Origin of the sequence: Photobacterium ganghwense (assembly GCF_003025595.1) — a bacterium.
Classification (GTDB): Bacteria; Pseudomonadota; Gammaproteobacteria; order Enterobacterales; family Vibrionaceae; genus Photobacterium; species Photobacterium ganghwense.
Window position 1 is genome coordinate 119,749 of sequence record NZ_PYMI01000008.1, and the last position, 14,272, is coordinate 134,020.

Here is a 14,272-nt window from a genome sequence, read left to right on the forward strand (position 1 = left end):
CCTAAGCAGCACATTGTTGTTTAAGGTCTTCAACTTGAGCACTTAGCTCTTTCACCGCCTCAATCAGCAACGCCACCATGTTCCCGTAGGCCACGGTCTTTAGATCGCTGATTTCTTCGGTAGATGCGGTCTGAATGACCTCCGGCAATACCTTCTCAACTTCCTGAGCAATCACACCTGCCTGACGGAAGCCATTCTCGGAATCCTTACGAGTGAAGGTGACGCCTCGAATTGCCTTGACCTTTTCAAGCGCATTGTCGATGACCTGGATATCATCTTTAATGCGAATATCAGAGTAAGCCGTTACGTTCCCTTGGGCGTAAACATCGCCGTTTGTCGTAAGCATGATCATCTTATTGCTCTTGCCAACCCAAATCCGTGTTTCACCGGTCTGGTCGAGAACGTCAATGGCAAAAACCCGAGCGTTTGAGGCGTCCGTGTAGCGGAGCATGTAAGTGGCAGAAGAGCCAGTTGTCGGTGCGCCTCCCACATCAATGGCCGCGTCCCGGTCAACACCCCAAGCACCGTTCGCAGGTTTTTTAATTCGAACAGATTTCACAGCTTTGGAGTATTCACCAACGGTCATGTAACCATCGGTTCGAAGCACCGAACTGTAGCAATAAATACCACTCTCGAACTGGTTGTGCGGGTTAAGTCGCAGCCAGCTATCATTCGTGCCGCCAACCGCCGTTTTGCCGTAGTATTGCAGCCCTTGGCTCGCCTCCATGCCGCGAGCATCTACACCAGTTACAGCGGTGATTTTGCTCGAAGAAGTGAAGTTTGCCGCTTCTACGGTAATGTCACTGCCAGCAACGCTAAAGCGAACGTCATAATCCTTGGTTGAGTCAGTGTCGTGAAAGTCAATATACTTGCCGATCTCCATGACGCCGTCGCCGCGAATCTTCGGAATCTTGTTGATTACTGATGAGCCGGCAGCAACGTCACTAATGGGAACTGCGCCAATATCAACAGGCGTAGGCTTGTGAGAAGACGTATAGATTCGCTCCCATGACTTTTCGAACCCAAAACTATCTCGGGCAGATTTATACCAGAGGCCACCATTGGCATAGCCAACCCTAAATTGTGCCGCAGGGCACGAACCTGAGCCTTTGAAGTGAATGACCATATTTGAAGCACCGGACATAGACCCCTGATAAACCCCTGACCGGTTCCCCCACGGAATTTCATCGACAGCCACCGATCCGGACGATCCCGCACCATAAAAATAACGGCTATTGGACTCTGACTCCGTATAGTATCTGTCGTCATGGTTATGGGAGGCAGGCGCGAACGTTGTCGGCTTACCGTCAATTTCATCCCATGTCGGCTTATGAGCAGGGCTAAAGTAATCACTTCGACCATTCAGCAGCGCCGCATCCGCAGCTTTTGCTGTTTTGCCAAGGTAGTAGCCGTCACCCTGCGCTTTGGTCATTGCGCCAACATCGGCTGCGGTAGGCTTAAACCCTTGGTGATATACCTGATTGCCGCTAACCATAAGATCTCTGTTGAAATAGAACTTAGGTCTATCGGTATAAATGTGAGCGTAGCTAGTGTTCTTCGGTCCGAACTCAATATAGCCGCCGTTCGTCGTCATTTTTATGCCGACCCCACCGCTATCTTGAAGAACAGAGCCATTCCCCAGCTTTAATTCATCAACACGTAGCATTCTACATCCCTTAGAATGAATACTGTAAGTAAGCGCTTAATTATCACAATAAGCCGACCACTTCACAAGATTTGGTCGGCTTTATCGTTGGTTAAATTAGGCGTCTGAATTTGAAGGTATATGCCGACGCCGTCAGCGCGTGTGTCGAGCGGATTTGCAGTGACAGACCATCGCTACTCTTCGCCGCACGCTGATCACGGGCAGTTCGCAAGAACAGCGTCCTTCCGTTGGAGGCGTGACCCGCTTTGTGAAGCAGAATCTCATCGACATCGAGGCTGTTGGTTTCCTCCGAGAACCATGACATTACACCGGTGAAAATCTCTCCGTAGAGCGACGTAGCGGATGATGCCATGCCGGAAATCTGCACCATGTAAGAGCCGGATGGCAAATCGGCCAAGTTGATTCCGGTATCAAGCCACTCTGTCCCAACTGTCAAATTTGTCTCGATGGTGTAAAGCGGCAGCCCCAAATCATCCAACGTTGGCTTGTTGTTCGGTGAGTAGAACTTACTACCCAATTCATCGCGCAAAGTCGAGGTGCTGAAAGCAGTCAGCGAGTCATTCACTTCGGCATTCAGGATGGTTTTCACGCCGTCCTTGTCTTCGCGATAAGGAATGACCTTGAACTGGTCTGCCTTGTTGTAGCCAGTCACGGTTCCAACAAATGCTCTGCCGATAAACTCAACATGGGCGTTTTGAACGTTAGACGCGCCATTCGCGTTAGTCGCATTGGCAAGAGCCAGCCACTTCACCCCGCCATGCAGCACGGACACAATCCGCCAGTTCCAGTCAATGCCCTGTCTAGACAGACTTGCCGAGTTGCCCTTGTAGCCAGTCTTCACCTCAAGAGACAGGCACTCATTGCGACTTGTTCCGTCATCCCGAGTGAAGCTCATTTCGCCCGAAACATAGCTATGTGCAATGGGATCGCCACTTGTGTAGCAAGGCACAAGCAGAATAACTACAGAGCAATAGTGATGCGAGAATGAGAACTTAATCTTCTTCGCAAACCGGCCATCCGACTCTGACTTGCTGTAGACACCAATCTCAGAAGGCGTTGGCTTATGACCCTCAGAATAGACTCGCTTACCGTCCAGCTCGTAAATCTCACCCTGAACATCCAGCTTAGCACCAAGTCCTTGAGTATTGTCCCCAGCTCGCTGCAGCCGCAGGGAGTAACCGGAACCACCTGGCACTTCTGCATCGTGCTCTTTGTGGATAAGCTCAACACCCTGAGTATTAGCCGTGGAGAACTTGATATGCGGTCCCGTTCCCACAGTAGTGTCAGTGTCATACAGCCACAGGTAAGGGTTCACTCGCTGCACTTTAAGGTTGCCGGTCAGAGTGCCACCCGCGACAGGCAGCGCACCGATGTCGGCAGGCTTCGGCTTGTTGTTTGGCGAATATACCCGCGCCCCACGCTCTTTCAGATCGCCCAGCTTCAAGTTCATACCGCCAGCGGCATTAATCTCAAGGATATCTGCCTTCCCAACACCCTCAGCACGAGTTCGGAACAGCCAGCCTAACTTAGTATCCTCCTTGTCAGTGGAAGCGTAGAACGTCATGCGGTTTTGATGGTTTGAGCCAACGAAAGCCCCCGTTCCAAGCTGAAAGGCAAATGGGTTAGCCGTTGCAATCGAGCATGTTCCGGTTACTCGCAGATCTCCAGCCACTTCCCCGCCCTTGTTCGACAGCGCACCAACGTCTTGAGCGGTTGGCTTGTTGTTCGGTGAGTAGACTCGCTGACCGGCTTCTTTAAGCTGGCCTGTCACCACATTAAAGCCACTTTTGGAAATTGTGACGACATGCGCCCCGTTTGCGCTATCAGGCGCGTGGTAGAATGACAGGCCATTCGCCGCATCAAACCGGTAAACACTAAGCCCGCTGGAGTTAACCTTCTCAAAAATATGCGCAGGCTTCTGACCGCTAATTTGAACGGCAAGGTGGCCGCCGATGGTGTCACCCGACTTGGAAACCGCACCTACATCTTGAGCCGTTGGTTTAAACTCCGTTGAGTAGACATACGCCCAGTTTCGCCATGCACCGCTGTAGCGTGTCCGATATGCCAGACGGCCAGTAGCCGCAGATGTGCCATACGGGATCGCAATCTGAGTGACGTTGCTTGTCGTGCCGTAAACATACTGCTGAATGTAGTGATAACCGGTTTTACACTGAGCGCTACCGTTACTGCCCGACTCCTGAATCAACTTGTGATAAACACCGCCGTTCGCTGGCAATGCGTCAATGTCTGCCGTCGTTGAGCCACCATCGGTTTTACCCGTCGCCTTAAAGCCGCCACCAGAAACCAGACCCACTTGATCGAATGTCGGCACTTGGCTCTTTGTGTAATAGCGACCGTCATGCGTATGGCTGTCATTTGCCACTGTAGTCGCGATTGACACGTCCCCGCTACCATCCAACTGCACTGAGCCAGAAACGTCACCTGTCAGCGATACAGTGCGTTTTGCAGCCCATTTTGATGCAGTGGCAGCGTTACCCGAGATTGCGATGGCGTAAGTGCCAGACAGACGAGCAGCCGGAACGATCCCTGACAAAAGGTTCGTTGCGTTGGTAAAATACTCAGGCGCTTTAGAGCCAAGCATTTCCGCATTTTTGGCCGAGTTAACGGAAATACCGTAATGGCCGGACAGGCGAGCGGCATTAACAACACCCGCATTCAGGTTCGAAGCGTTTTGGTAGAAGCTACCCTGCTGCCCATCCAGAAGATCAGCGTCCAAGCCTGAGCCTGCACCGTCGTTGTTGGCGTGCCAAATCGTTGCGCCCTTCCACTTGAACTCACCGTTTCGGATTCGAAGCAATTCAACTCGAACATCATCTGTAGGCGTGTAAGACTCAAACAGAATACCGCCATCTACAGAGCCGCCCGTGCCGTTCGTATCAATCATCCGGAATACGCGAGCATCGTTGTGTTGACCGAAATAGGTGTCATCTGACAGAAGCTCTAAGCCCTCACCAATTGCGAACTTCGCTTTACCGGCTACGCTGATTCCTGCTTGGAAGGTCATTGCGCCGGTAAACGTATCACCAGCCTTGTTTGCCTTTGTCGCCAGTTGAGCGTTAATTGCGGCAATAGCCTCGCCTTTGTCAGTCAGCGCATCAGCCAGCTCTTTAAAGCTGTTCAGCTCTTCGCTTGCCCCGTTCAAAATCGCATCAAACTTCGCATCAACCTGTGACTTCAGGTAGTAGCGCGTGTCGTGGTTGTGCTCGGAAGGTGGCAGCGTGCTTGGGATGCCGGTGATGTCACTCCAAGACGGCTTGTTATGCTTGGAAAAGACGTGCTCACCATTCTCGAAAATCGCCCCTGTCGAGTGGAAGCCCGTTGTTAGGTCGAGGTCAACGGACACTTCAACGTCAAACTCAGTGTGCTCGGCTGGAACTTCGACGGCACTCTTGATGTTCCAAGCGTTGTGCGGGGAATATTCGCTATCCATGTAATAGCTAACTTCCGCATCCGCATCAATGAAGACCTCAATAGCTACGGGGCCGTAAGTCTTATCAGCCTTATTTGTCACAAGACGGATGAAGCGAATTGTCCCGTTACCATTGTTGTAGCCATTTGAGGCAAGGATATTGATGTAAGGGCTTTTCCCGTAAGCCACACCAGCCTCAAAGCGAACATACCCATGCTGGCTACTCTGCCCCTCGCAAATGGTGAAACGACCATTGCATCGCGAAGCACCCTCGTAAAGACGATACCATTTTCCGCCTACACACTGATGCTTGGAACTCAGCAAACCAACATAGCGACCATCATGGCTATGGCCTGACAAAGAAAATGCACTTGCGCGCTTACCCTCAAGCGTAAAAGCATCTGGGTTATCAAGGTTAAACAGAATCTCTTTGGAGTTTTGGTTTGCAATTACGCGAACCCCCTTGCCGCCCTTCATAGCAACAGAGGTATTTTCACCAGGGATGTTTAATGTTCCCTCGTTCGCAGCAATGCTGGCGATGGACTTGATAGCCTGAGTTCGAGAGCCAAAAACGAAAACTTCACCCGAGTCGTCCTTTGAAAACACGACACCATCACGGGCGTTAATGGCTAGTTCTCCCACTTCCAGATCTGCCGGAAGAGGAACCTTACCCGCCTCAAACGTTTTCTTTAGTATAATTTTGTTGCTCATAATACTTTCCAAAAACGGGGGCTAAGTAGCCCCCAAAAACGTCTCAGAACGTGCCGCCATCAATGGTGAAGCCATCAATAGCAGAGGTTGAAGCACCCGCCCCTGTCAGGTTTGCACCCAGCGTTACGTTACCTCGTAACGTAGCCAGTTTGTTCACTGTCAGGTTCGAACCAATCAATGCGCTCGCGGTCAGCGACAGATCTTTCACGATTGTTACCGTGTTTTCAAAAGTCGCTGCGCCAGCAACTCGCAGAGCGTTAGCTACAGTGATCAGGTCGTTGGTGATTGTCAGACGCTTTGCGGTTGCGCTGTCGGTAATACCGCGAGAGTTAAACGCACCAGTCGCAGTCAGCGCCGTAAAGCGACCGGTAGATGCGGTTCCTGCACCGATGGTTGTGCCATTGATAGCACCGCCAGCCACGGTAACGTGCGTGATTGTCACTGTGGTTGCGCCAGTTCCATCAGCGCGCAGAGTCCCGCCTTCAATAACCAGCGCGCCAAGGTTAGAAATGCCCTTCACTGTCAGCGAGTTTTCAAATGTCGCCGCAGATTTAAAGGTTGCCGCCTCATTCACCGTCGCACTGCCAAGAACTTGCAGGTCGTTACCAACCTGAGTTCGAGCATTGTCGATATCCAATTGACGAGTGGTTGCGATATCACGGAAGCCGCGAGTAGTGAAAGTGCCGCCGGCTACAGTGACGTTGCCTGTAATTGACGCGCCAGCCTTCACAATAAGGTTTTTGTTGGCAGTGAGTGTATTGCCGACAGTAACCGTGCCTACGATGTTGGCAGAGCCGCCGACCGCCAGAGCACCACCGATATCAGCGCGTTCATCAATAGCCAGGTCATAGCCTGAGAATGAGCCGCGAATATGCACATCCTGTAGGTCGCGGAAGCTGGCCGCCGATTTGTTCTCGCCCGTGCCAACGTGAGCCGTGAAGTAGTCACCGGCTTCGTCCCACACAAAAAACGCTGACAGTGCCGAACCACGCTTAACTTCGAAGCCTGCGTTTTCGGTTGGCGCAACGTCAGTGGCAATATCCGAGTTCAACTGAATAATCGCGTCACCAATGTTGACCTCGTTTGAGTTAACAGAAGTTGTTGTGCCCTTTACGGTCAAGTTACCGTCGATAACTAGATCGCCTTTCAGCACGTCACCATCTTTTCGGATAAACGCACCGGCACCACCAATCTCTTTAACCTCACCTGAGCCACCGATAAACAGGATTTCGCTCAGATTCGAGAACGCCAATTCACCATCGGCCAGCGTTGCAGGCGTGTTGGTGGTATTCGAGCGTTTGATCTTGATAATGTTCGTAGACATTTAAAATGCTCCGCAATTGATAACTAGGCCACGCACTTCCACGGTGGCCTCATACTTCCCTGTTTCTGCGTTAAATTGCAGAAGTGAGCAGTCTTGGCGATTGGTTTCATCAATATCGTTCGCTCCCGAAATGAGATGAGGGCCGGGAATCCCCTGAAAGCCCTGCGAAATAACCCGAACATGGTCTTTTGTCACAACCACATTCATCGCGTCTTGATTCACAATCACCTTGGAGCCAACTTCCTTACTTGGCTGCTCCGTATCTCCACCGTTCAAATTTCGAATGACTAAACGAGTCATCTAATCATTCCTCCGGTAACGTCGTTGGCACATCCGGCAGCTCTGGCTCCGGTTCTGGCTCTGGCTCTGGCAGCTCAACTGGGTCTCTCGGAACCTCAGCAATCATTCCCTTGACGCTGAACCGGCCAGTAAGCAGAGGCACAACCGTCTTCTCACTGCCAATATTTCCCTCTGAGCCACCCATTTCGATAGCCTTTGGCGTTGGCGCATAGAGAATGAGATCGTAGTGCCAGTCACCCTCTAGCAAGTCCTCTGTTTCCCGAGGATTAATGCCAATTCGCAGCTCCCCTTTCATTGGCTCTGGAATCTGGATTCGCCCATTATCGGTAGAGAACTCAAGAACGAGTCTTGAGTCTCTTGTAGGCTGTCGTCTTACTTGCAGAAGTGCCTTGTAGCCAACGATATTTACTGGCTCACCGTCCTCCTGACAGTAAGTAACAGCGAATCCGAACGAGCGACCTTTTGTTAGCCTAAGATTCTGATATCCTGCTTCCATCAGTCACCGCTTATTTATTCAGATAAAACGCAAAAAGCCCTTCATGGTGCTTACATGACGTTTGCGACGGCAAACCTCATAGCCCTCTCGTGAGCCTTCGTCGTTCGTATTCCCTTCAATGGTGTAGACATACTCACCTTCGACATACTCAACAATCCCAGCATGACCGTTGCCGGACTGGAAAATCTGAATGAACACATCACCAGGCTGAGCGTTGTTCACACAGCAAACACGCTTCTCTTTGGCCTTGTTCCACATCGTCCCGCAATGAGCAGTCCGAGGAACGCCCGTAACACCAACTTGTTGAAGACACCAATAAACAAATGCCATACACCAAGGGGCTGGGACATTGATGCCTGCGGAGGTTAGATACTCACGAACTCGCTTACCGTCATTAGAGCCGCGAGGAACTTCTTCAACGCCAACCTCGCCGTTCGCAACGGCAAGTAGCTTTTGAATCAGTTCTTGTTTGACTTGATAATTTTGATTATCCATAACACTGTTCTCCATCCACCGATGCCACCCAAAGCGCCAAAGAAAATGATTTGATGAGTGCTCATTTCTCTCATTAGCCCGAGTGAATACATCGCAACGCCAGCAATACCAGACAAGATCATTTCCCCGAATAAAACGCGCAGGTTCAGCTTCGGCTCATCAGAAAGAAGTTGTTTGGCAATAGATCCAAGAACAAACAGCCCTACTATCGAAACAAGCAGGGACGGAGCTTCGATAGCAGGGTCGGATGAGGTCTTAGTCGCAACCTCGACGAGAAGATCTGACTTATCCATGTCTAGGCTCCTTAAAAGCCCGAACATAATAAGTCATCACTTACTTATTATCTAGCCAAAAATCAATGACCTTTTTCCAGTTTTTCAACCTTTTGGGCTAGTTCATTAACAGCTTCAATCAGGACTGCCACCAAGCCGTTGTAATTCACGGCCAGCTTGTCTTCCTCCTTGAATACAAGATGCTTATCAACCGCCTCTACCTCCTGAGCCAAGACACCTACAGAGGCTTGTCCGGACGCCTTTAACTTGTAGGTGTAACCGCCCAACTGTTTCACCTTGCCAAGCGCACCGGTGATTTTCCGAATGTCTGTTTTGGCCTTCATGTCGGAGGTGTTGTAGATGATCCCGCCCACAGTCAGGTTTGTTGTGATTGTTACTGACTTGGCGAACGTCTCGTCCACCGCTTTACGCGCATAAGCAGAATCATGGTTGTGGGACTTCGCCGCATATTTGGCATCCGCATCCTGCACTGAAAGCGGTGTTTTGGCGAAGTCGATAATCATCTTCCAACCGCCGTCCGCATACATGTAGAGCTTTTTCTGGTCACTGCGGTAACAGGTTCGACCGTCGCTAGGTGGTGGCGTTGTCGGCCAAGCAATACCCGATGAGTTTGAAAGAGCTGTTTTGTCGTTATTCAAGATCTGCGGCAATGACGCACGAAGGTTGGTGTTTTCAGTAATCTCGGTATAGTTTTGCATGTTTCATCCCCAAAAACTGGCTACCTTAGTAGCCAGAAGCATTCCAGTTAACTCGTCCCGTTGTCAGGCTGCCCATAGAGTCATAGATAGACACATAGAAGCCATCAGTCGTGATGTTTGAGGCGTAGACCGTTGCCCCAACCACCACATCCGCTCCTGTAGAGCCGGTGAACTGCGGAACCACACGCGGTGGGACAGTGAATTTCCGATTGAACTTCACCTGCATGTTGTCAGGCTCAGTCACCTCCACATAACCACGGTCGATTACATCCGGCACGTCCACAATCAGAACTGATGAGGAAATGCCAGGTAACATTGAGGTTGAGTCCGTCCAGACCCGATAGACAATGTCCACCTCATCCGAATCGTAGAATCCCGCAGTAAACCTCTCGTAGCGCGTCCACCCACACAAACGAGGCGTTTTAGCGTGGAAGGCGGCAAGCTGCTCCCTTCCGCTAATCTCAATGGCCTTCTCCAAACGCAGGCTTCTCAGGCACAAAGCCGGAGTCGTTCCTGACTCGGAAATAGCCTCGGTGATCTTCAAGTGCTGGATTGCACCCAAGTTTCGAATGATGGCGGTTGTCTCTGCGCATTTACCACCATGAACGGACGCGCTAACCACCACCTCTTCCGAGCGCTGGCGAACCATCAGGTTAATTACTCGGTTAACTACGTTGCTTGAGTCCAAAGGCTTAGCAAGAATCAGCGTAGAGCCGCCCTGGACCCCGATATGGAACTCTCGGCCAATATCCTCAATGTTAATCAACAAGCTACCCGCAGAACCCTCAACCAAGAACTTGCCGATCAGTCCACTGCGAACCGCACCAATCGAGAAAACCAGTTGAGACTCCATACCTGCCATGCCTTTTAACGGGAATCTCGCGTAGCCAGCACTTGTCATATACATACCCACCGCCTGCATTGCGCCGCGAACGATGGTTCCGGCTGTCAGAGTCGTTTCGCTCAATGTAGGCACGGACTCGTTATAGCCCTTCTTGACTGACGTTACAGTGTGACAATCATAACCCTCGAACAGACTTGCATCTCGTCCACGCATCTTGGTCGAGATATACCGCTCGAATCGGTGGCTATCATCCACACCAGATGGAATCCAGAACATTGTCTCTGCCTCAGCCCATGAAATTTCACCAAGGCTCGCCCAGTTCCGGTCGTCATCCTCTGCTACGGAGAATGGGAAGTCTCGAACGATCAATCGGGAAGCTCGGGCTGAGTGTGTCTGCTCAGTTTCGCGGTATTCAAGGTAGCTCTGGCCGGAAACACCAACGAGTGAGTTGACCTTATCAACCAGCATGTTTACCTTAACGCCATCCCAGCCTGCCGCCCCGAAGTTAACGGTATGGATAACGTTGTAATCCTCCAGGTCATTCCGAGCCACAGCGGCAAATGAAGCCGATGCCGATGGAATGCCGAACCGGTCAATCGCTTTTACCCAAAAGTAGTCTTCTGCCTCAATGGAGTCAGAGTCGATTGAGTATGAGTTACCCGATACATCCGCCAAGTGCTCTGACATAGCCCAGCTCTGACCACGGCGAATGGTGTAACTCGTTACATCAGGGCTTGGATGCTTATCCCAGCGCAGGATAACCACTCGGTCGTTCTGGATAGCAGTTAGACCAGTTACGGGATCTGGCCCCTTAATCTCAATGCGAGTCGAAGACGCCGACTCAGACATGTTGCCCTCAACGTCAATCGCCTTTATCAAGAAGGTAAAGCTACCCGCCTCCTTGGTGTCGATAACCGTTGAAGTGGTATCCAGACGTTCAACGACAATTGTTGATGATCCCCAAGTGCTTCCCTGTCGAATCTGATAACCAACAACATCCGCCTCTCTGTTGGAAGCCCAAGACAAGGTAATACCTGCAAATGAGCGTCCAGCTTTGAAGCCCTCTACAGCTTTTGGCGCTACTGATGTGCCAAGAACCGTATGCGTCACCACCTCTGAGATCGGGCAAACCTGTCCGGTCATATCCAAGGTGTTTGCCGTTACCGTCAGTGAGTCGCCGTTTTGAAGGTTTTCGACAACATAGCTCATCGTGCCGGTTGGAATGCGAATGACCTCCGTGCTCTGACCGTTAAGCGAAATACCAAGACGGACGGACGCATAGCTGCCGGTCAATGGACGCTCCCACGAAATATAAGCCCGAGTCATCACAGTCATGCCCGACTTGTAAATCTCCTCAACGATGCCGAGGTTTCGCACTGGTGCAGGTGGCTCATTTGGATTCATCGGAGGCACATATTCATACTCACCGCTCAGGTTGAAGATAGACTCGTTATATTCAACGCAAGACAGAGTTCGCTTGAAATCGCCATCGCCGGAAATAGCCGTAACCACGAAAGGCTTAGCCACTCGCGACGACTTGCCGATGTGAATCATGCTCTGAGGCAAAATATCAGCAGGCAATTCCGTATAGAGGTGCAGCAACCCCTTTTCAGGCTCGGTTTTCATGATGTTCGAGGTAAACAGATGATCGAACTTAATCAAATCAACGGCACTACCTACCGCCAAACCAGCCGGAATCCGGTCGAGATACACCGCCTTGCCGTCACTGCCAATCAGACGCTCATTCAGAGAACCAAAGCCGATAGCAGCAACGTCACGACTAACAGCAGCATCCAGAGTAACTTTCTTATTAGCCGCATCAATTGCCGCAACTTTTGCTGTCCCCAGCTTGAACGTTGGGTAGTGAACCATGACCTGAGAGCCAAACTCTGCAATGTCAGCCTCGGACAAATCCACCTGAACCACACCGCTCTTCGCCTGTCCGGTCAACGTCCGGCATGAGCGCCCCCAATCAATATGGTCGCTCTGAACCAACACCACATCGCCAAGGGAACATGCAATGGCATCAAGGTAAGCGTCGAACGTGCAACTCACACTGATGTATTTGTTATTGGCTCTGAATACGCCAAGAATTTTCTCCGCCTGCTCTTTGTTGGTCACACCAGGCAATGAAACCTTGTTCTCGCGAATTGGCGCACCCTTGGCAATTTCGTCATGCTCGACGATCTTCACGAAGGAAGCCGCGTTCTTGTTCTCAATGTCGTAGTATTCAGCCTCAAACACGTTTGCACGGTCTTTGCTGCTCGACCATGACACCGACAACGTATCTGCAAGCATGTTTGACGAGCCAAACACCATCACCGGATTGCGAGGCTCGTAGATGATCAGACTTAGCTGGGAACCCACAGGGCTAATCTTCGCCAGACCGCAGCGTGTCACGATCTGTAGCGCATCCCATACACTCGTCATGGAGTCGAATACGCCGTTGAATTTTAGCTTGTTGGAGTTGCAATACGCCGCCCAATCAACGAACCGGTCAAAGTCGATATGTCGCTTAGGAACGGAGCCGAACTCAATGGCAATGTCCAATGAAATCCAAGCAGGGTTGTCACTCCAGATGTAGCCAGTCTGATTGCCTCGGCGGTCATAGGTCTTCACCTTGCGACCACGAACAAGGCTGACAACATCCGGTGTCCCGTTTAGCTGGTCTGTTGCCTTGATGGTGGCTCGAAGAACGGCTGTCCCTCGGTGAGCAACCGTCGAATACTGAACTGCCTCAACGGCATTCAGCCAGCACTCATCCATGATGTAGTCTGACTCCGATTCCGCCGTAATACGGAAGAAGCCGAGTTCATAGACGGTATCATGAGCCTGCGAGTTAAGGTTCATCTTGACGATGACCCGCTTAGGGTTTGAGGTGCAGTCTTTAATGATGTTCGACTGCGATAGTGCCTGCATCGCCTTTGCCGACTTGACCGTGACGCCTTTCCCTTCAATCTGGTAGCGATAGTAGTAACGGGCATTAGTCGATTCATGCTGCTCAAGCTCAACCGAAAGCTCTCTTACCCCCGTTACAATGCCTGTAAGGGGATTTGAAATAACCCTGACCCAATCACTTTCGCTCGACTTCTTGCGCTCAATCATAAGCGTTGCGTTGTAACTATCGGTCGCCGACAGCTTGAACGAGAACTTCACAAGGTGGTTTTTCGTATCAGTGAGGTCAGTGTTAAAAGCCAGCTCCTTGCCGGAATCACCTGCATATGTCCAAGTGCCGCCCTTAATTCTGTATGCCGTGCGGATTTCAACCTCTCGGTCCCACTTCTTGTTTGAGTCGTCGTCTCGGTGAATCAAGCCGTATGGGAAAGAGATTTGAAGCTCGGCTGCGTTAGTGCCTGCCGGAAGCTCAACAACCCCCATTTCCTGATTAAATGCTCGACCAACCTCAATGTGGCGACGAATAGACCCAGCATACTCGGAGGAAACTGGCTCATTCAGCGCCCCGCGCTTGTAAGACCAGCTTGTAGACTGATAGCTCTCAATTGGCTGATCGTTTACCAGCACCTCTTTGACTTCGCTGATTTCACCCTCTGATAGCGCGACCAGCATAGTCAGAACTTCGTCCTCGTCGGACAGTCCCTTATCCATGCCGATTAGCAAACCGCCCGTCCAATGTTCGCCATACAGGACAGGAATCGGAGAGCCTTCTCGCGTATTCATTGACGGCGCGCCCAAACTGTAAGTTGAGCTTTGCTCTTCGGAGGCGGATGCCTGCGTTGGCATTGGGATAAGCGCGTTGATCAGCAGTGCGCCAGCGGTATTGATGGCGGCTGCAGCCAAGCCTTTCATGAACGTGCTACTAATGCCGCCAGTAGCCCACGCCGAAAAGGCGGCAACAGCAATCAGGGCAACTGAACGTAAAATGCCCTTGTTATCGCCGCCACCACCAAACACATTCTGAATAAGGACGATGTGTTCGCCTTTGCCTGGAATAACCTCAATCCCAGACGCTCTCTGCCATTTCCTGACCGCCAAGGAAGACAGCGAATGCGTCATC

9 protein-coding genes are annotated in these 14,272 nt (G+C 51.2%); all 9 read right to left on the minus strand.

Annotation, left to right across the window (positions count from 1 at the left end; genetic code table 11):
* Position 1 precedes the first annotated feature (1 nt).
* On the minus strand, positions 2-1,666 hold the full coding sequence (locus C9I92_RS21860; RefSeq protein WP_053061753.1) for a tail fiber domain-containing protein: 1,665 nt from the start codon (positions 1,664-1,666) through the stop codon (positions 2-4).
* Positions 1,667-1,757: 91 nt separating this feature from the next.
* The gene (locus C9I92_RS21865; RefSeq protein ID WP_047884340.1) at positions 1,758-5,807 is read right to left on the minus strand and encodes a pyocin knob domain-containing protein; all 4,050 of its coding nucleotides are present in this window, start codon (positions 5,805-5,807) and stop codon (positions 1,758-1,760) included.
* 43 nt (positions 5,808-5,850) lie between these two features.
* The gene (locus tag C9I92_RS21870) at positions 5,851-7,131 is read right to left on the minus strand and encodes a hypothetical protein (RefSeq protein WP_047884341.1); all 1,281 of its coding nucleotides are present in this window, start codon (positions 7,129-7,131) and stop codon (positions 5,851-5,853) included.
* A complete protein-coding gene (locus tag C9I92_RS21875; protein ID WP_047884342.1) occupies positions 7,132-7,431 on the minus strand; it encodes a hypothetical protein in 300 nt (99 codons plus the stop codon).
* 4 nt (positions 7,432-7,435) lie between these two features.
* On the minus strand, positions 7,436-7,927 hold the full coding sequence (locus tag C9I92_RS21880; protein WP_047884343.1) for a hypothetical protein: 492 nt from the start codon (positions 7,925-7,927) through the stop codon (positions 7,436-7,438).
* 18 nt (positions 7,928-7,945) lie between these two features.
* Complete coding sequence (locus tag C9I92_RS21885) at positions 7,946-8,422, minus strand: CHAP domain-containing protein (protein ID WP_047884344.1); 477 nt, start codon at positions 8,420-8,422, stop codon at positions 7,946-7,948.
* A complete protein-coding gene (locus tag C9I92_RS21890) occupies positions 8,386-8,715 on the minus strand; it encodes a hypothetical protein (RefSeq protein ID WP_047884345.1) in 330 nt (109 codons plus the stop codon). The genes C9I92_RS21885 and C9I92_RS21890 overlap by 37 nt, the downstream gene beginning before the upstream one ends.
* Before the next feature lie 62 nt (positions 8,716-8,777).
* Entirely contained in the window at positions 8,778-9,413 is a 636-nt protein-coding gene (locus tag C9I92_RS21895) for a tail fiber domain-containing protein (protein WP_047884346.1), read from the minus strand.
* Between the two features lie 25 nt (positions 9,414-9,438).
* Entirely contained in the window at positions 9,439-14,271 is a 4,833-nt protein-coding gene (locus C9I92_RS21900; RefSeq protein ID WP_084712498.1) for a phage tail protein, read from the minus strand.
* Between the last annotated feature and the right edge of the window lies 1 nt (position 14,272).